The following is an 18,900-nucleotide window of genomic DNA, read 5'->3' on the forward strand; positions in this document are numbered from 1 at the left end:
GGTGTGCGGCATCCCCTCTCTGAGGTGTGCGTCGGAGTTACTTGACGGCGGCCTTCAGCTTCGAGCCCGCGGTGACCTTGACACGCTTGCCCGCGGGGATCTTGATCTCCTCGCCGGTCTGCGGGTTGCGGCCCGTGCGAGCCGAGGTGGCGACCTGCTCGAACGCGATCCAGCCCGGGATCGAGACCTTGCTGCCGGCGGCGACCGCGTCGGAGACGGTGGAGAAGAGGGAGTCGAGCACGCCAGAGACGGCGGACTGGCTCTGGCCGGTCGCGCTCGCGATGCTCGCGACGAGCTCGGTCTTGGTGATGGTCTTGTCGGCCATTTGGTATGTCCTCCAAAGACGACGAGTGCCGTCTTGTCATTGCTCGGACCGGTTGGCGTCGCCCCCCGGCTGGTCGGATCGACCGGTCCCGAATGTACCTGACGTGGCCGACAGATCCGCGTATTTCTGCGGATTTCTGGAGATTAGGGCTGCGTGTCGTGTGAAAAGAGTGACGAAAGTGACTCCTGAGCCTCGATTACGCCGACAGCGTTCACCCCTTGTGCGCCGCGATCAGATCGCGTGCGGTGCGGGCAAAGGCCGGTCCTACCCGAGCCTGGCCGTCGAGATAGCCGCCGACGAGTGCCGCGTCGCGCAGCAGGACGAGGGATGCGGCGACCCCCTCGGGATCGCGCAGCCCTGCACCGGCCGCCAGTTGCCGCAGCGTCTCGCGGAACCATTCGCGGTGGTCGGCGATGAGCTCGCGCACCGGTCCTTCGTCGGGGTATTCGGCGGCGGCGTTGATGAAGGGGCAGCCGCGAGTGTGGCGATCGCGGATGTCCTGCTCGATGCCGGCGACGACGAGGTCGAGGAGAACCTCGGGGTCGTCCGACGCCTGCGACGCGTGGGCGAACAGTGCCCGCAGCCCTTGGTCCTCGCCCTCGAGGTACGCCAGCACGAGCCCTTCCTTGCCGGCGAACTGCTTGTACATCGTGGCGCGGGTGACACCCGCCTCCTCGATGATGCGGTCGACCCCGACCGAGTGGATCCCCTCGTTGTAGAACAGCTGCGTCGCGGCTTCGAGCAGTCGCCGACGCGCCGGCGACCGGTGGGTTGCCGCGTCGGACGCGGCGATCGTGGAGCTCATGGATCCCCCTCCATCCCCTCCATCGTGCCACCGTCTCTGCGCGCTGACCGGGCGCGGAATCGAGGCACGTACGAGGCATCCGAAATCTTTTCAAGATTCTCTGGGAATAGTCTTGCATAGATAGAACGTTCGGTCTACCATCGGTCACATCAGCCGGAAACACCACGATCCGGGATCTGAGACTGAATCGCACACCACCGCAACACCACCTCAGGGAGCACGAAATGAACACCATCACCAAGACCCCCATCGTCCTCATCCACGGCCTCTGGATGACCCCGAAGAGCTGGGACACCTGGGCCGAGCGCTTCCGCGCTGCCGGCCACCAGGTCATCGTCCCGGGCTGGCCCGGCATCGACGACCGCACGGTCGAAGACATCCGCCAGAACCCCGAGGCACTGAAGGGCATCGGCCTGAAGCAGATCGCCGACAACTACGAGCGCATCATCCGCGAGCTTCCCGAGAAGCCGATCATCATCGGCCACTCCTTCGGGGGAGTCCTCACGCAGATGCTCGCCGACCGCGGCCTCGGCGTCGCCTACGTCGGCGTCGCCCCCGGGCAGACCGCCGGCGTGACCGCGCTGCCGCTGTCGACGCTGTGGACCGGCACGCCGATCCTGTCGAACCCCTTCGGCATCAACGGCGCCAAGCCGCTCAGCAAGCGTCACTTCCACTTCACCTTCGGCAACGACCTCCCCCGCAGCGAGTCCGACAAGATCTGGGAGGAGTACGCCGTCAACTCCTACAACAAGGTGTTCTTCGAAGGGGTGAGCTCGGTACTCAACGAGAAGGGCGGCGTGACCCACGTCGACTACGGCCGCACCGACCGCGCGCCGCTGCTCATCATCACGGGCGAGATCGACCACGTCGTGCCCCCGGCGATCGGCAAGGCCATCGTGAAGAAGTACCAGAAGTCGGGCAGCCCCGCGATCGTCGAGTACAAGGAGTACGCGGGGCGCACCCACCGCCTCGTCAGCCAGCACGGGTGGGAGGAGATCGCCGACTACGCCCTCCAGTGGGCCACGACGCACCAGGTGCGCGAGACGGAGGCGGCCAAGTAGACGGATGCTGCGCCCCCGCGCCGCGCCGACAGCACCCGGTCGTCGAGCTCCCAGTCGCACTGGTGGTTCGGCGGCCGGGTGGTGTCCCGGCCGGTGTCCGCGGTGGGACGCACGGGCCCGGGGTTCTTCCGAACCCCGGGCCTTCCCCCTGCCTCAGGCGTGGAGGCGACGAAGGCCGGCCACCACGTCGTCGTGCCAGCGGCGGGCGGCCGGCAGCACACCCGTGAAGATCGGGGTGTCGTGGGTCACGCCCTGGTAGCGGACGACGCTCGCGTCGACGCCGGCCCGCCGCAGCGCCGCTCCGTACGCGTCGCCATCGCCGCGCAGCGGGTCGTACTCGGCGGTGAGAATCACTGCGGGCGGCAGTCCCTCGTGCGACGCCGCGCGCAACGGCGAGGCGTACGGCTCACGGGCGTCCTGAGGCCGGACGAGGTAGGTGCGCGCCACCGAGCGGAGCTCCCGCGTCGTCAGGAACCGCGGGATGCGCAGTGCGCGCATCGCGCCGAGATCCATATGGGCCCCGGTCAGATCGACGACGGGCACCTCCAACACCTGCAGCGCGAGGCGGTGGTTCGCGCGGTCACGGTTCACGAGCGTGAGCGCGGCCGCGAGGCTGCCACCCGCCGAGACGCCCAGCACGCCGATGCGCGTGGGGTCGACTCCGACCTCGCCGGCGGAGTCGCACAGCCAGTCGAGCGCCGCATACGCCTGCTCGATCTGCACCGGGTAGCGGTGCTCGGGCGCGAGCGCGTAGTCGACGGCGGCGATCGCGACGTGGGCGTCGACGCACCGGCGGCGGTACGCAGCATCCGTCGTCGGGTAATCGATGCCCCCGATGCGGAAGGCCCCGCCGAAGAACGCCAGCACGGCGGGCACCGGCGCACCGCCCGCGACGGACGGGTGGTAGACGCGCACGCGCACCGACGGATGACCCGGCACGGCGACCTGGTGCTCGGTGATGCGCACCTCGGGTCCGGGCGTGCCGACCGTGCTCAGCTCGGTGCGGTCCCACGCGAGCGCCGCGCGACGGTGCCGCGCCCGCGCGCGGGCGTGGCGGTCGAGGGCCGGATCCGCCTTCTTCTTCGCGGGTCTGGACGTCTCATCGGCGGAGGCCGGTGCTGCGGCGGGAAGGCCGGCGCCGCGGCTGAACGGCCACAGGGCCGTCAGGCGCGTCCTCACGGCACCCATCGCCTGATCGAACATGTACTTGCGATGCACCCGCAGGCGCTCTTCGAAGAACGGGTCCAGCGGCATGTCCCCATCCTCCCGCCCGCGGGCGGGCGGAGGCACGCCATTGACATGCGGAAGGCCCGGAGTTCCCAAGAACCCCCGGCCTGCTCACGCGGGGCTCACCCGGTCGACTCCCGCGCGACCAGGCGGAACCCGGTGACGTGGTCCTTGGGCTGCCAGTTCGGGGCGTCCGCCAGCCGCGCGAGCAGGAGCTCGACGGCGAGCCGGGCGACCTCCTCATGATCGGGGTTGATCGTGGTGAGGCTCGGCACGCTGTACCGGGCCTCGAGGATGTCGTCGAAGCCGACCACGCGCACCTGGGCGGGCACGGAGAGCCCGCGGTCGGCGAGTCCCCGCAGCACCCCGAGCGCGACGGTGTCGGTGATGCACACCACGGCGTCCAGACCGGCGTGGGCGTCGACGAGCTGGTGCGCGGCGGTTCGCCCGTCCTCCAGACTCAGGTGATGGCGTTCGGCGACGAGCGCGGGATCGAGGCGCATCCCGTGATCGGCCAGCGCCCGCCGGTATCCCGCGTGCCGTAAGGATGTCACGCTGAGCCGGTCCGGGTCGCCACCCTGCACGATGGCGATCCGGCGGCATCCCCTCTCGATCAGGTGCGTCGTCGCGGCGTAGGTGCCCTCCTCGTTCGGCAGGGCGATGTGATCGACGGGTGCGCCGAACATGCTCTCGCCGAGGATCACCATGGGCATGTCGGTGTCGAGCAGTTCGCGGTCGGCAGGTCCGAGACCGACCGCTGAGAGGATCAGGCCGTCGTACATCCGCGTGCGTGACGACGCGATCGCCGAGAGCTCGTTCTCGCGCGACGCTCCGGTCCGCTCGATCGCGACGCGATAGCCCGCATCGTGCGCCTTCGCGATGATGCGCGAAGCCAGCTGCCCGAAGTACGGCGACTCGACCTCCGGCACGGCGAACCCGATCGTGTTGGTGCGCCCCGCCCGCAGGTTGCGAGCGGCGACGTTGACCCGGTAGCCGAGGTCGTCGATCGCCTTGAGCACCCGCTCACGCGTCTCCGCGCGCACATGCGGGTGCTTGTTGAGCACGTTCGACACCGTCATCGGCGAGACGCCGGCGGCCTTGGCGACGTCGCGCAGGGTGGCCATTGCCGAACTCTATCCCTCGGCCGTCCCGGGGTCGGCCGTCAGGCCAGCTGCAGCGCGACCGTCGCGAACGAGTGCGCCGGCAGCGTCACGCGCAGCGTGCCCTCGCGCAGCTCGGTGTCCAGCGCCACGGGGGCCACGGCATCCGGCGTCTCGGCGGTGTTGTGCGCGGCGGCCGAGTCGCCGGCGAGCACGCGGGCGGTCGCCGACGTCACGGCGCGGCCGCGGAGGTCGACGTCGATGGTCAGGGATGCCTCGGCGTCCAGGTTGCTCAGCGAGAGCAGCGCGGTCGAGCCCGTGGTGCTGGCGGACGCCGACACCACCTGCAGCGGTCGCCCGTCCGCCTCGCGGGGATCGGGGGCGTCCAGGATGTGGACGGCGAGCGACGTCGCATCGTGGTGACCGCGGCTCATCTCGAACACGTGGTACGTCGGCGTGAGCACGAGAGCGCCGGTCTCGGCATCCGTCAGCAGCATCGCCTGCAGGACGTTCACCGTCTGCGCGATGTTGGCCATCACGAGGCGGTCGGCATTGCGGTGGAACGCGTCGAAGTGCACGGCGGCCACCAGCGCGTCGCGCACGGTGTTCTGCTGGTAGAGGAAGCCCGGGTTCGTGCCCTCCTCGACGTCCCACCACGTGCCCCACTCGTCGAGGACGAGCCCGACCCTCTTTCCCGGGTCGTAGGCGTCCATGATCCGGGCGTGCGTGCTGATGACCCGCTCGATGTCCTGCGCCTTCGACATCGTCGCGTAGTAGTCCTCGGTGGAGAACGAGGTGGCGCTGCCCTTGTGCTCCCAGGTGCCGGCGACGGTGTAGTAGTGGAACGAGATCGCCTGGAAGATGTTCTTGGGGTCGTGCTGGCACCCCAGGCAGTTCAACGCCTCCATCAGCGCCGTCGTCCAGGTGAGGTCGTCGTCCGACGCCCCGGCGGCGATCCGGTACAGCTTGTTTCCGCCGTGGTCGCGGCAGAAGGTCGCGTAGCGGCGCGCTTCGGACGCGAACTGCGGGGCGGTGAAGTTGCCGCCGCAGCCCCAGGCCTCGTTGCCGATGCCCCAGAACGGCACCTTCCAGGGCTCGGCGCGCCCGTTCTCGCGACGCAGGCTCGCCATCGGGCTGTCGCCGTCGCGCGTGAGGTACTCGACCCAGTCGCTCATCTCCTGCACGGTGCCGCTGCCCACGTTGCCGCTGACGTACGCGTCGGCGCCGAGCATCTCGCACAGGTCCATGAACTCGTGCGTGCCGAAGTGGTTGTTCTCGACGACGTCACCCCAATGGGTGTTGACCATGCGCGGCCGCGACTCCTTCGGGCCGATGCCGTCGCGCCAGTGGTACTCGTCGGCGAAGCAGCCGCCCGGCCAGCGCAGGTTCGGGATGCCGATGCCCTTCAGCGCCTCGACGACGTCGAGCCGGATGCCGCGCTCGTGGGGGATCGAGGAGTCCTCGCCGACGTAGAACCCGCCGTAGATGCACCGCCCCAGATGCTCGGCGAAGTGGCCGTAGAGGTGGCGGCTGATGACCGGACCGGGGACGTCCAGGTCGACGACGGCGCGGGCGCGGAGGTCGGGCACGGGTGTTCTCCTTCGAAACATCGGATTCGGCGATTTGTAACGATACACACCGTGCGTCCGGATGTCGAATGCGTGCGTCCGGATGTCGAATGCGTGCGTCCGGATGTCGAATGAAAGCAGAGGGCCCGGAGTTCCGAGAAACTCCGGGCCCTCTGTGAAGCGGGTGCTTACCAGCTCGACTTGGTCACGCCGGGCAGCTCGCCACGGTGCGCCATGTCACGGAAGCGGACACGCGAGATGCCGAACTTCGTGAGGACACCGCGGGGGCGGCCGTCGATGACGTCGCGGGAACGCAGGCGGACCGGCGACGCATTGCGGGGCAGCTTCTGCAGGCCCACGCGAGCGGCTTCGCGCTCCTCGTCGGTCGACGTCGGCGAGACGAGCGCCTTCTTCAGTTCGAGGCGCTTGGCGGCGTAGCGGTCGACGACCTCCTGGCGCTGCTTGTTGCGCGCGATCTTGCTCTTCTTAGCCATGGATCAACGCTCCTCTCGGAAATCGACGTGCTTGCGGATGACCGGGTCGTACTTCTTGAGCACGATGCGGTCGGGGTTGTTGCGGCGGTTCTTGCGCGTGACGTAGGTGTAACCCGTGCCCGCGGTCGAACGCAGCTTGATGATCGGACGGACGTCCTGTGCCTTCTTGGCCATTAGAGCTTCACACCCTTCGCCTGGAGGTCACGCACGACCGCCTCGATGCCGCGGGCGTCGATGACCTTGATGCCCTTGGCCGAAACGTTCAGCTTGATGTTGCGACCCAGCGACGGAACGAAGTAGGTCTTCTTCTGCACGTTCGGGTCGAAGCGGCGCTTCGTCCGGCGGTGCGAGTGCGAGATGTTGTGACCGAAGCCGGGAACCGCTCCAGTCACCTGGCACACTGCTGCCATAGTGATGTCTCCTTAGTACCGTGGGGCCGGACGGCCCCACCCAAGATCCCTTGTCTGCATCTCGATGCATGCGCCGCCACCGGCCGGAATCTTCCGGTCGTTGAGCAAGCGAAGCGAGTCGAGACACGTACTGCGTGCTGGAGGCGCGCAGACAAAGAGTCAGTCTAGCACGGACGGCGTGTCGGACTTGACGCCGCCCGGTTCCGCCTCCGCGCGTCGAGGTTGCAGGGCGCTCCGTGCGAGCGCCGCTATATTCCGGGGCAGGAATCTTTCCTGGCAAGTGGTCCAATGCGAACCGCCCGGGGCGCCGAGGGGCCTGTGGCTGTCCACAAATTCTCGCGCGCGCGGCGGATCTTCCTGGACCATGTCGTCAATCCCGGAGAGGGGATGACATGAGCGAATCGCACGACGACGGCCCCCTGTGGCCCGCGTCTCCCTTCGATCTCGCCGACGCGCACCGGTGCCCGTCGTGCTTCACCGCCGTCACGGCGCAGGTATGCCAGGCGTGCGGATTCGCGCTGGCCGACCCGCGAGCGCCCCGCGTCCTGGAGATCGGCCGCCAGATGCTCACGCTCGAACTGTCGCGCCAGCAGCTGATGGACACGATCCGCCTCGCGCACGTGACGGCTGCGACGGCGACGACGGATGCTGCGCCCGCGACCTTCGCTGCAATGCCCGTGCCCGTCGCGGCAGAGACGGGCGCGGTCACGGTCGTCGCCGGGCCCGCGGACGTGACGTCTCTCACGACCCCCGACGCGATCGGGCTCGTCACCGTGCCGGGGTCCGCCATCTCGGCTCCCACGAGGGCAGCCGAGATCGTGGTGCCCTCGCGACCGCCCACACCACCCGCGCCCGCCGCCTCGGTGCCTCAGGGCCCTGGGGCGTCCGCGTCCGCGGCGGTGACGACATCCGCTCACCGTCGCCGGCTGACCGTCCCGGTGCTGCTGCTGATCGTCGGGGTCTCGCTGGTCGGCGTCGCCGCCGTGTTCTTCCTGCTGCTGGCGTGGTTCGTCGCCGGCATCGCCGTGCGGGCGCTCATCATCGGCGGCATCACGCTGGCCACCATCGCGCTGGCGTCGTGGCTGCGCCGTCGCGATCTGGGGGCGACGGCCGAGGCGATCGGCGTGCTCGGCGTGGGACTGCTCGCACTCGACGCGTGGGCCGTGCGGGCGAACGACCTGTTCGGCACCGGGTCGACCGATGCCTCCCTGTACGCGGGAGTGTCTGCCCTCGTCGTCGCGGTGCTCTGCCGCGTCTGGGCGCGGATCTCGCACCTGCGCGGACCCGACCTCGCCGCCTCGCTCGCCCTGCCCGCGGGCCTCGGTTTCCTCGTGGGCGGTCTGACGTCGCTGCCCACCGCAGAGGCGCTGACGGCCGGCCTGCTCGGGGCCGCGGCCGGCGGCCTGGTGCACGCGCTCCCCGCACCCCTCTCGTCGGCGCGGCGCGGCGCGGACGCCGTCGCCGAGCGCCTCGTGCTCGCGCTGAGCGGCGCGGGGGCGCTGGTCGCGGCGGGTCTCACCGCGGCCTTCATGACCTGGGACGCGCTGCCTGTCGTGATCTGGTCCACCCTCGGGCTGGTCGTGCTCGGCATCGCCCACGCGTGGCTCGCCCACCGCCCGGTCGACGGCGCACCCCTGCCCGCGGCGGGCATGGTCTCCGGGGTCGGCTCGGTCGTCGCGACGGCCGCGGCGGGTCTGGCGGGCTGGCAGCTCGCTCTCCGCAGCGACCTGCCCCTGTACGGCGTGCTCGTCGCACCGGTGATGGCCGTGCTCGTCGCCGTCGTCATCGACGTCGTACGGAACCGCCGCGGCACCCCCGCGTGGCTGCCTGCGGCGATCGCCTCCGCCATCGTCGGAGGGTCGTCGATCGTCGTCGTGCTGCTCGCCTGGGGAATGACGGCCGTCACCGCGATCGGCGCCTCGTGGACGGTGTGGCGGACGGACGCCTTCGCCCTCCCCGCCGCGGCGCCGGAGGCGCCACTGCTCGCGCTGATCTCCGGGGCGGTCATCGCGGGACTGCTGTTCGCCGCGCCCACGCTCGCCCGCCCGCTGCCACGCCGGCTCGTCCCGACGGTGGCGACGATCCTCCTGCTGGTCGCGGGTGCCCGCACCGCGGTGCCCGCCGTCCTCGTCGGCATCGCGGTCGCGCTGGTCGTCCTCACCGTCGCGGTCGTCGCGATCGTCCGGGGCGGCCATCGCCGCCGCGGCGGTCCGGCCGTCGCCGAGCCCGATCCCGACACCGGCATCGCGGCGCGAGGAGTCCCGATCGGGTACCTGGTCGCCGGCGGGACCGCCGCCGTGACGGCGTACGTCGGCGGCGCGGCCGCGCCGTGGCTGTGGCTCGTCGGAATCGCCTCCGCGATGGCGTACCCCATCGCCCTGCGGATGGTGCTGCGGCCGACCGACGTCGCGGCGGTGGCCGCGGCCGTCGCTCCCGTCGCCGTCGCCGCGCTGTCGACGATCTTCGCTCCGAGCGCCCTCGCTGCCGTGACGGGCCTGACGGGCGCGGGGGGACCGGTCATCGCGGCGCTGCTGCAGTGGGTGGCTCTGGCAGCCCTGATCGCTGCGATCGCGCTGCCGGTGGAGCGCGCCAGCCGCACCGCGCTGGCCACCTCCGCCGAGGTGCTCGTGGTGTTCGGCCTCATCGGCGCGTTCACGACGGTGACGACGCCGGGCAGCGGTGTGCCGGCGAACCCGCTGCTGACCGCGATCGGCGAGCCGGGCCTCGGCATCGCGCGCGGCGCACTCCTGCTCACGGGACTCACGATCGTCGCGTTCGGCCCGACCCGCATCGCCGGAGTGCCCCCGATCCTGGCCGCGGCCCTGACGGCGCCGGTCGCGGCCGCGACGACGTACGACGTGCTCAGCGCCGTCGGCCTGCGCGACGCGGACTGGGCTCCGCTCGCCCTGACCGCCGCCGCGGTCGTCGTGCCGCTCGTCTCGGCGGCCACCGCGCTCCGTCATCGCGCGGGCGCCGAGGCTCCGCCGGCGACGGCGCCGCGGGTGCCGGCCGACATCGCGCCCGCACCGCCGCGACCGCGCCCCGCAGTGCTGCGCCGACTGGCCGCCGACCTCGGCGCAGCTCTCACCGTGCTCGTCGTGGTGTGGCCGGTGACGCCTCTGCTCGTGTGGGCCGCACTCGCGCTCGTCGCCCTCGGCTTCGCGGCGGCATCCATCTCCCGTGGCTGGGTGGGGGCGATCGCAGCCGACGCGGCCGACGATCGCTTCGCGACGAAGCGGGACGGGATGCCGCTCCCCGACGCCCCCCGTCGCCTTCTGGCATGGCCGGCGGTCGCGGCGGCGATCATCGCGTGGTGGTCGTGGCTGGATGCCGGGACCCCCGGCACCTCCTTCACCGTGGAGTCGTACGTGGTGCCGTCGGCCGTCGTGCTCGTGGCCTTCGCGGTGCTCCTGGTGCGGCTGCGCCGTCGCGCGGAGGGGAGCGTCGCGCTGACCGGCGGTCTCGCCCTCGGTCTCTGGGCGCCCGCCGTCGCGGGGTGGACCGGGGAGCCGCTGCGCGGCGCGGTCATCGCGCTCGTCGCGGTGGCGGTGTGCCTGGCGCTGTCGTTCACACCGGTGCGCAGCATCCGTCCCGCCGCTGCGCTCGGCGCCGCGGTCGCGGTGGTCTCGGTCGGACTCGTCGCCGTCGAGCGCGCCTTCGAGGGGCAGGGGTCGCAGGTGCTCTGGCTCGTGCTGCTGGTCGCGGTCGCGTACGCGTCAGGCTGGGGCATGGCCCTCGCCCGGCCGAGCCGCCTCTCGTCGGGCCTGTACGCGCTCGTCGTGCCTCCGGCGGCCCTCGTCGCCGCGGTCGTCGCGATCGTGCCGGTCGCCGACGAGCCGCGCATCGTCGCCGGGACGATCATCATGCTCGCCGCGCTGCACCTCTCGGCGGCGGGATTCGACAGCCTGCCCCTGACGGGCACCACCCGCTGGATCTCGCTCGCGGGCGCCTTCGTCGTGGGAGTGGCGGGCTGGTTCCTCGGCGCGGCGTCCGAGGTCGAGGCGGTGTCGCTCCCCGTCGCCGCGATGTGCCTCGCCGGCGCCGTCCTCGGCATGCTCCGTCGGCGGCGGGCGGGCGCCGCATGGCCCGGTTCGGAGGGGCCTGCGTGGATCGTGGGTGTCGTGCTCGCCAGCGCGCCGAGCCTCCTCGTCGCGGCGGAACCTGCGCGGATCTGGGCGTACGTGGCACTCACCCTCGCCGCTGCGGGCGGAGCGGCCGCGGTGCGGGAGCCCGCGCGCGAGGTGCCGGCCGAGCAGTTCTCCTCCTACGCCACGCCCGCCGCACCCCCGGTGCAGCCTGCCGTGCCGCCGGAGTTCGCGCCGCCCGCCGGTGTCGCCGTCACACCGTCCGCGCGGCAGACCCCGCGATTCGTCGACGTCTGGACCCTGCGCACGCCGACGGCGATGCTGCTCGGCCTCGCCGCGGTCGTGATGGGGCTGCGTGGGCTCGTCCCGCCCGGCTTCGAAGGTGACGCCGCGGTGGCCATCGTCGTGGGCCTGGGTGTCATCGCGGTGGCGGTCCTGCTGACGGCACGCGGCTCGGCACCCGCCGCCGCCCGCGGCGCGGCCGTCCTCGCCGGCTCCGGCGCCGCCCTGCTCGTCGCGATGTCGCTCACGCGTCCCGAAGCCGATCTCGTGCTCACGACCGTGACCGCCGTCATCGGCGGCGCGCTCGGGGTGGCCGGCGCCTCGGTGCTGAGTCTGCGCCACTGGGCACCGCTGGGCGGCGTGCTCGCCGTGGGCGGGCTCGTCGTCGCGGTGGTCGCGTGCGGTATCCGGTTCCTCGAGATCGCGCCCGCCGGCGGCCTCGAGCCCGACCTCTGGGCGGTCGCCGGCGCGGGGATCGCGGTCGCGGTCGCGATCGCGGCGATCCGCGCGACGCCGTCGCGCGCCGTCGGCCTCACCGCCGGCGCGGGCTTCGCGGTCGCCTCGGCGCTGTTCGCCCTCGCCGAGCTGCAGCTGCTGCTCGTGCAGCAGTCGGGCGACGAGCTCCGCACCGCGGCGGTGATGTCGGCGCTCACCGCCGCCACCGTCGTCGGCACCGCCGCGCGCAGGCGGCTCGGCCTGGCCCTGCCGGTCGCGGCCGCCCTCGCGGGTGCGGGCTTCGGCATCATGGCGCTCACCGTCGGTGACGTCCGGCCCAGCGAACTCGTCACGGTGCCACCGGCCCTCGGCGGGATCGTGTACGGCGTGCGCACTCTGCGACGTGCACCGCGGTCGCGCACCTGGCCCACGCTCGGCCCGTGGCTCGCGCTGCTGACGGTGCCGTCGCTGCTGCACGACTTCGGCGGGTCGGGCGCCGCGGACGAGCCCTGGCTGGGGGAGTCCGAGCTGTGGCGCATCGTGTCGCTCGGCGTCGTGGCACTCGCGATGGTGGTGGTGGGGGCGGTCTACCGACTGCAGGCGCCGCTCCTGCTGGGCTCCGCGGTGCTGATCGTGCACGGGGTCGCCCAGCTGTGGCCCTGGATCTCCACCGCCTACGTGGCGGTGCCGTGGTGGCTCTGGCTCGGGGTGGGCGGCGCGCTGCTCATCTTCATGGCCGCCCGCTACGAGAAGAACATGAGGGCGCTGCGCACGACCGTCGTCGCGGTCACGTCGCTTCGCTGACTTCCCGCGCGCCGCGCCCCCAGCGGAACGGCGACACCGTCTCATCGCCCGGGATCCAGTACCGCCACGGGAACGCGGCGGTGCCGGCCACGCCTGCGACGCCGACGCGCGGCCCCGACGCGACCTCGGCGAGCGGGTCGGCGAGCAGCTCGAGCCTCGCCACCGCGCCCTGCAGCGGCGCACCGGTGATCGCGTCGATGCCGTCGTGCAACGGATGCCGCAGCCCCACCGCATCGCCGAACCGGCCGGGCCCGCGAGCCAGGTCGCGCGGTGTCTTGGCCGCGGGCCGGCGGCGGGTCGCAGCATCCGTCCCCTCCCTCACCTGACCCGCCCGCAGCAGCACACCGCCGGCGACCCCGTCGGGCCCGCACACGACGTTGACGCAGGAGTGGATGCCGTGGCTGAGATAGACGTACAGGTGGCCGGGCTCGCCCCACATCGTGGCGTTGCGGGCGGTCTGGCCCATGCGCGCGTGCGAGCCGGGATCAGGCACCGGCCCGGTGCCGCGACCGTGGTACGCCTCGACCTCCGTGAGTCGCACTACCACCGTCTCGCCTTCGACCACCGTTGTCAGGCGTGCCCCGAGCAGGCGGGGCGCGACGTCGGCCGGAAGGCCCTGCAGGTCTGCGCGGGTCGCCGCACGCCAGAGGTCCCGCGCCATGGGGCCGAGTCTACGTCCGCGCGCCGACGCAACAACCGCGTCGCGCCGCCTCGGCGAGCGCTACTGTTCGCGCATGGGGAAATGGTTCGTGCTCATCCTGCTGAGCGTCTCGCAGTTCATCATGGTGCTCGACAGCACGGTGATGAACGTCTCGATCTCCACCGTCGCGCACGATCTCGGCACCGACATCTCGGGCATGCAGGCCGCGATCACGTTCTACGCGCTCACGATGGCGGCGTTCATGCTCACCGGCGGCAAGCTCGGCGACCGCTGGGGCCGCAGCCTCGCCTTCCGCATCGGCTCCGTCATCTACGGCATCGGCTCGCTGACCACCGCGCTGAGCCCCAACCTCACTGTTCTGATGCTCGGCTGGTCGCTCGTCGAGGGCCTCGGTGCCGTGCTCGTGATCCCCGCGATCGCCGCCCTCGCGGCGATCAACTACACCGGCCGCGAGCGCGTGGTCGCCTTCGCAGTGCTCGGCGCCGTCACCGGCGGTGCCGCCGCCGCGGGCCCCCTCATCGGCGGCCTCGTCACCACGTACTCGTCGTGGCGCTACGTCTTCGTCGCCGAAGCCGTCGTCATGACCCTCGTGCTGATCGTGTCGGGCCGGATCAAAGACGTGCCCGGCGACCGCACCCTGCGCATCGACCTGCTCAGCGTCGTGCTGTCGGCACTCGGTCTGGGCCTCTTGGTCTACGGCATCCTGCAGTCCAAGACCTGGGGCTGGTTCCAGCCGCTCGACCCGCCGGTGATCAATGGCCAGCCGTTCGCCCCGCTCGGCATCTCACCGGTCGCCTACATGATCCTGCTGTCCCTCGTCGTGCTGTGGCTGTTCGTGATGCGGCAGCAGCAGCTCGAGCGGAGCGGCCGCGTTCCGCTGCTGAAAGTCAGCCTGCTGCGCATCACCGCGCTGCGCAGCGGCCTGACGATGTTCATGGCGCAGTACTTCGCGATCGCCGCTCTGTTCTTCGTCGTTCCGGTCTACCTGCAGACGATCCTCGGGTTCGACGCGCTGCAGACCGGCCTCAAGATCCTCCCGCTTTCGCTCGGGCTCATCCTGTTCTCGATCCTCGGATCGCGGCTCTCGACGGTGCGGTCGGCGCGGAACATCGGCCGCGTCGGGCAGCTCACGCTGGGCCTCGGCGTGCTCGTGGTGTTCCTCGCGGTGCAGCCCGAGCTCGCCGACTTCGCATTCGCCGCGGGCATGTTCGTGGTCGGCGCCGGATTCGGTCTGCTCGCCTCGCAGCTCGGCAACGTCAACATGTCGGCGGTGGACCAGTCCGACACGTCCGAGGTCGGCGGGCTCCAGGGCACGTTCCAGAACCTCGGGTCGTCGTTCGGCACGGCCATCGTCGGCTCGGTCTTCATCCTGCTCCTCACCTCGGGCTTCACCGCCGCGGTGGAGCAGAGCACGACGATCCCCGACGACATCCGCGCCCAGGTCGTCGCGTCGGCGTCGAAGGGCGCGCCGATCATCTCGCAGCAGCAGGCCGAGGACCTCTTGACGGATGCCGGAGCCGACCCTGAATCGGCCACCGAGGTCGCCCAGCTGTACGCCGATACGCAGGTCGAATCGCTGCGGCAGTCGCTCTTCTTCGTGTTCGCCCTCACCCTGCTCGGACTCATGCTGTCGAGCGGCCTGCCGTCGAAGCTGCCGGTTCCGGCGGCCTCGAACACGGACGACGAGGACGCAGCATCCGCTCGCTCTTCCTGACCCATCGCGTCCTCAATTGAGGATCTGCGCCGAGATGCGGACCAGAACCGCGCGAGCCATCCGCATCTCGGCTCTCGTCCTCAATTGAGGAGCGCGAACGGATGCGGGTGAGGAGCGCGAACGGATGCGGGTGAGGGAGCGCGAACGGATGCGGGTGAGGGAGCGCGAACGGAGGCGGGTGAGGAGCGCGAACGGATGCGGGTGAGGGAGCGCGAACGGATGCCTCGCCTCGAGGTCAGCGCGGGGGCACCTGGCACCATGAGATCGAGGCGCCGTTGAGGGCGACGACGGGGTCGCCGTCGGCCACCTCGAGGATGCGCGTCTCGGGGCGCTCGGGCAGCGGGTGCTGGTAGGTGTCGTACGAGTTCGTCACCGCGTCAGGCGCCACGAGCACCGCGAGGTACCGGGCGCTGGGCGATACGCACACCTGGATGACGGCATCCGTGTCGGCGATCTCGGTGAGCATGGTCGTGGCGCCGTCCGCGCCCACACGGGCGACCGATGTGCGCCCGGTCGGCACGCCGTCGGCGTCGAGCACCGCCGCTGTGCGGATCGTCGAGCCGTCGGGGAGCGGCGTCACCGAGGTGGTGCCGCCGAGGTCGATGTCGGACGCGACGAGCGGCTCTTCGCTCGCGTCGGTGAGGTCGATGACGGCGGCGAGGTCCGGGCGGTCGACCACGGCCTCGCCGGAGCCGCGAGCGATGCCCTCGATCGTCATCGCGTCACCGAGCGCGGTCGGCGCGCTGCTCGAGCTCTCCGATCCGGTCAGCAGCAGCGAGCCGTCGAAGGAGAGGAGCAGGATGCTGTCCGTGTCGGGCACGAAGCGCCACTCCGCGACCCGGGGATCGGCGCCCTCGACCTCGATCGCGACCGGTTCTGCGGTGGGATCGCTGAGCGACGCCGTGTACAGCCGGCTCTCGCGGCCGGAGTCGGTGCTGAGCTCGGCGTCCGAGAAGGTGTACCCGATGCGCTCACCGCGGTCGGCGGTCTGCAGATTCGACACGTATCCGTCTCCGGGGAGCGGCAGCTCGTGCGCGTTCTCGCCGTCGAGGTCGGTCACGACGAGGCCGGCCTGATCGTCGTCGGTGCGCACCGAGACGACGAGGTGCTGGGCCGTCGCGCGGAAGTCCTCGATGTGCGCGTGCCGGAACACCGGCACCGCGTTCTGCCCGGCGAGGTCGGTGCGGTAGATGAGGTCGCCGGCATTGGTCCCGCGCTGCATCAGGAACACCTCGGCCGCCGGCGCGCGGAAGGTCTGCGTGATCGTCGCGGTCGGCCCGCCGCCGAGCGAGGCGACATCGTCGATCGTGACGGTGTACTCCGTGTCGTCCCACAGTGGCAGGGTGAACCGCACGCCGACGCTGCGCCCCGATGTGTCGACGGCGAACGGCGTCGCGGGCGTGATCGTCACCTGCGACGGGTCGACTTCGGCGAGCGACTGGGTGGTGGTCACGATGAGACGGGCACCGGATGCTGCGGCCGCCGCCTCCGGATCCACGTACGCCTCCGTCACCCGGGGCCCCTGCGCGACGCTCGCGGCCGCTCCGGCGAGCCCGAGAACGGCCAGCAGGCCGACGACGATCGCGAAGGTCCCGACGAACGCGCGGCCCCGGCGACGCCGGGACCGCGAGCGACGCGAGGTCCGGTCAGTACTCATACGGGTCCTCGGGTTCGGCGATCTCCTCGACCGCGGCCGCGTCGACGACGAGCTCACCGTCCGATGAGGAGCGCACGGTGCCGGTGATCGTGACCCACTGCCCGGTGTCGGGCGCGCCGGAGCCGCTCACGACGGGCAGGCTGGCGGGTTGCGCGTCGATGACGCAGTGCGTGATGACCAGGCGCGTGAGGTCGAAGGCGTCGCCCTCTCCCGGCGTCACGAACCCCGTGAGCTCGACGGTCTCGCCGTCGAACGCGTCGGGATTCGTCGCCGTCGCGAACACCGTCGCCCACTCGCCGACCCCGAACGAGGCGGTGTCGCCGGTCGAGGCCAGCTGCACCGTGTCGGCCCCGCCGAACAGCGGCGTCGCGCCCACGTCGCGCGACATCGCGAGCTCCGCGCTCAGCGAGGCCGGGGGCAGCACGAGGGTGAGCACGACGACCCCGGATGCCGCGACCCCTCCGACGACCGTGGCCGCGATCCCGAGAGGGTGCGAGGCATGGTGGTCGTGGTCGTGACCGCGCTCAGGCGTTTCGACTCGCTCGTTCCTCGCTCGCTCAACGAGCGGGGTGAAGGGTTTCGGACCGTGGTCGTGGCCGTGGTCGGCCTCCGCCCCGAGCGGGAGCGCGAACGAGGCCACAGCGCCGATCAGCACGAACACCGCCATCGACACCGCGAACCACGTGGAGTCGGGGTTGATGTACAGCCCGAGCCGTCCCGTCACCGCGAGGGAGATCGTGAAGACGGCGAGCGCCGCGGCCAGCCCGACTCCGAGCCACCGCGTGCCGACGAAGCCTGCTCTACGCAAGGAGGTTCACCGCCGTCCCGATCGCGAAGGCCGACAGCACGACGACCACGACGATGCCCCCGAGCGTGCGCCATGTGAACGTCGTGCGCATCAGCGCGAGCATCTTGACGTCGACGAGCGGTCCGACCAGCAGGAACGCGACGATCGACCCGGGCGTGAAGGTCGAGGCGAACGACAGCGCGAAGAACGCGTCGACGTTCGAGCAGATCGACACCACCATCGCGAGGGCCATCATCGCGACGATCGACAGTGCGGGGTTGGCGCCGATCGCGAGCAGCGCCTCGCGCGGGATGAGCACCTGCACCGCGCCGGCGAGCGCCGAGCCGATGACGAGCGCCGGCATCACCGCGCGCAGCTCGATCACGAACTGCGCGAGCGTGCGCCGCCACTTGCCGCCCGGCTCGTGCACCACGAGCTCGCACGTGTCGCGGAAGCGGTCGGTGAGCAGGGCGTCGGGAGACGGATGCCGCGAATACAGCCATCCGACGAGGTTCGCGATCGCGTACCCGCCGAGCAGGCGCGCGATGAGGATGCCGTCGCTGAAGCCGAACGCCTGGTGGGTCGTGATGATGACGATGGGGTTCACGATCGGCGCCGCGATGAGGAACGTCAGAGTCTCGGGCACCGAGAATCCGCGCATGAGGAGGCCACGCGCGAACGGTACGTTGCCGCACTCGCACACCGGCACGATCATGCCGAGGAGTGACAGCACCGCGCGTCGGGCCCACCCGCGCCGCGGCATCCATCGCTCGATGACGCCTGGGGGCACCCACACCTGCACGACGATCGACAGCACCACACCGAGCGCCACGAACGGCAGCGACTCGATGAGCACGCTGATCGCGAGGGTCAGCCCGTCCTGCGCGCGGGTGGGCAGGGACGCCGGGAACAGGGTCGGCGCGAGCCAGTCGATGAGGAAGAGGCCGGCGACGACGACCACGCCCACGCCGAGCCAGAGCAGGGCACGGGCATGCGCGGATGGCTGCGGCGCAGCATCCGTCGTCGATCCGTGGCGGTGCTCGGGCGAGCGCGCCCGCGTGCCGGGCTCAGTTCGCGTCACGCTGGACATCCCGGGCGGCGGCGCAGCTCGCGCAGAGCCCGAAGATGTCGACGACGTGTTCTGCGTCGCGGAATCCGTGGCGCTCGGCGGTGCCCTTGGCCCACTGCTCGACGTCCGTCGCCTCGATCTCGACGGTCAGTCCGCAGGAGCGGCAGATCAGATGGTGGTGATGGCCGGTGCTGGAGCAGGCGCGATAGAGCGCCTCGCCCTCCGGGCTCTGCAGCGAATCCGCCTCGCCCTGGGCGGCGAGCCCGGCGAGGGCGCGGTACACGGTGGCCAGTCCGATGCCGGTGTTCTCGCCGCGGAGGGTGGCGTGCAGCGACTGCGCGCTGACGAATCCGCGGGCGTCCGAGAGCGCTTCGCGCACGCGTTCGCGCTGCCACGTGTTGCGCTGAGCCATGGGG

At 71.4% G+C, this 18,900-nt stretch carries 16 protein-coding genes; 3 read left to right on the plus strand and 13 right to left on the minus strand.

The genetic code is table 11. The features are described from left to right. Positions 1–37 precede the first annotated feature (37 nt). Together MRBLWH3_RS03510 and MRBLWH3_RS03515 are read right to left on the minus strand one after the other, a co-directional pair. Entirely contained in the window at positions 38–325 is a 288-nt protein-coding gene (locus tag MRBLWH3_RS03510) for an HU family DNA-binding protein (protein ID WP_045301792.1), read from the minus strand. Between the two features lie 211 nt (positions 326–536). Further along, positions 537–1,130 (minus strand): TetR/AcrR family transcriptional regulator, encoded by a 594-nt coding sequence (locus MRBLWH3_RS03515; RefSeq protein ID WP_363428764.1) that lies wholly within the window; start codon positions 1,128–1,130, stop codon positions 537–539. A gap of 224 nt (positions 1,131–1,354) precedes the next feature. Here MRBLWH3_RS03515 and MRBLWH3_RS03520 point away from each other — a divergent pair, with 224 nt between their 5' ends. After that, the gene (locus tag MRBLWH3_RS03520) at positions 1,355–2,191 is read left to right on the plus strand and encodes an alpha/beta hydrolase (protein WP_363428766.1); all 837 of its coding nucleotides are present in this window, start codon (positions 1,355–1,357) and stop codon (positions 2,189–2,191) included. A 153-nt stretch (positions 2,192–2,344) separates the two neighbouring features. Here the strand turns inward: MRBLWH3_RS03520 and MRBLWH3_RS03525 are convergent, their stop codons facing one another. From MRBLWH3_RS03525 to rpmB, 6 genes are all read right to left on the minus strand, one after another. Beyond that, a complete protein-coding gene (locus MRBLWH3_RS03525; RefSeq protein WP_363428768.1) occupies positions 2,345–3,445 on the minus strand; it encodes an alpha/beta hydrolase in 1,101 nt (366 codons plus the stop codon). A gap of 95 nt (positions 3,446–3,540) precedes the next feature. Beyond that, positions 3,541–4,542, minus strand: coding sequence for a LacI family DNA-binding transcriptional regulator (locus MRBLWH3_RS03530; RefSeq protein WP_363428770.1), 1,002 nt, complete (start codon positions 4,540–4,542; stop codon positions 3,541–3,543). Positions 4,543–4,580: 38 nt separating this feature from the next. After that, the gene (locus tag MRBLWH3_RS03535; protein WP_414685278.1) at positions 4,581–6,128 is read right to left on the minus strand and encodes an alpha-N-arabinofuranosidase; all 1,548 of its coding nucleotides are present in this window, start codon (positions 6,126–6,128) and stop codon (positions 4,581–4,583) included. Between the two features lie 146 nt (positions 6,129–6,274). Continuing rightward, the gene (rpsN, locus tag MRBLWH3_RS03540; protein ID WP_018173549.1) at positions 6,275–6,580 is read right to left on the minus strand and encodes a 30S ribosomal protein S14; all 306 of its coding nucleotides are present in this window, start codon (positions 6,578–6,580) and stop codon (positions 6,275–6,277) included. A gap of 3 nt (positions 6,581–6,583) precedes the next feature. Continuing rightward, positions 6,584–6,754, minus strand: a complete 171-nt coding sequence (rpmG, locus tag MRBLWH3_RS03545; protein WP_018173550.1) for a 50S ribosomal protein L33 — start codon at positions 6,752–6,754, stop codon at positions 6,584–6,586. Further along, positions 6,754–6,990: a 50S ribosomal protein L28 gene (gene rpmB / locus MRBLWH3_RS03550; RefSeq protein ID WP_013584774.1), complete on the minus strand. Its 237-nt coding sequence runs from the start codon at positions 6,988–6,990 to the stop codon at positions 6,754–6,756. The genes rpmG and rpmB overlap by 1 nt, the downstream gene beginning before the upstream one ends. A 392-nt stretch (positions 6,991–7,382) precedes the next feature. Here rpmB and MRBLWH3_RS03555 point away from each other — a divergent pair, with 392 nt between their 5' ends. Continuing rightward, positions 7,383–12,596, plus strand: coding sequence for an SCO7613 C-terminal domain-containing membrane protein (locus MRBLWH3_RS03555; protein ID WP_363428775.1), 5,214 nt, complete (start codon positions 7,383–7,385; stop codon positions 12,594–12,596). Here MRBLWH3_RS03555 and MRBLWH3_RS03560 read toward each other — a convergent pair. Further along, positions 12,580–13,257, minus strand: coding sequence for a DNA-3-methyladenine glycosylase (locus MRBLWH3_RS03560; RefSeq protein ID WP_363428777.1), 678 nt, complete (start codon positions 13,255–13,257; stop codon positions 12,580–12,582). The two genes, MRBLWH3_RS03555 and MRBLWH3_RS03560, sit on opposite strands and share 17 nt — an antisense overlap. 73 nt (positions 13,258–13,330) lie before the next feature. On the opposite strand from MRBLWH3_RS03560, the gene MRBLWH3_RS03565 reads away from it, so the two are divergent. Further along, entirely contained in the window at positions 13,331–14,971 is a 1,641-nt protein-coding gene (locus MRBLWH3_RS03565; protein ID WP_363428779.1) for an MFS transporter, read from the plus strand. 235 nt (positions 14,972–15,206) lie between these two features. On the opposite strand, the gene MRBLWH3_RS03570 is transcribed toward MRBLWH3_RS03565, so the two are convergent. Genes MRBLWH3_RS03570 through MRBLWH3_RS03585 form a run of 4 tightly spaced genes read right to left on the minus strand, consistent with a single transcriptional unit; the run spans position 15,207 to position 18,896 of the window. Further along, positions 15,207–16,628, minus strand: a complete 1,422-nt coding sequence (locus MRBLWH3_RS03570; protein WP_363428781.1) for a hypothetical protein — start codon at positions 16,626–16,628, stop codon at positions 15,207–15,209. After that, the gene (locus tag MRBLWH3_RS03575; protein ID WP_363428783.1) at positions 16,618–17,436 is read right to left on the minus strand and encodes a TIGR03943 family putative permease subunit; all 819 of its coding nucleotides are present in this window, start codon (positions 17,434–17,436) and stop codon (positions 16,618–16,620) included. Before MRBLWH3_RS03575 ends, MRBLWH3_RS03570 begins: the two co-directional genes overlap by 11 nt. Then, positions 17,429–18,496 carry a permease gene (locus tag MRBLWH3_RS03580; RefSeq protein WP_414685279.1) on the minus strand — a complete coding sequence of 356 codons (1,068 nt, stop codon included), beginning with the start codon at positions 18,494–18,496 and terminating at the stop codon, positions 17,429–17,431. Before MRBLWH3_RS03580 ends, MRBLWH3_RS03575 begins: the two co-directional genes overlap by 8 nt. Further along, positions 18,483–18,896 (minus strand): Fur family transcriptional regulator, encoded by a 414-nt coding sequence (locus MRBLWH3_RS03585; protein WP_363428785.1) that lies wholly within the window; start codon positions 18,894–18,896, stop codon positions 18,483–18,485. Before MRBLWH3_RS03585 ends, MRBLWH3_RS03580 begins: the two co-directional genes overlap by 14 nt. Between the last annotated feature and the right edge of the window lie 4 nt (positions 18,897–18,900).

Source organism: Microbacterium sp. LWH3-1.2, from assembly GCF_040675855.1.
GTDB lineage: Bacteria > Actinomycetota > Actinomycetes > Actinomycetales > Microbacteriaceae > Microbacterium.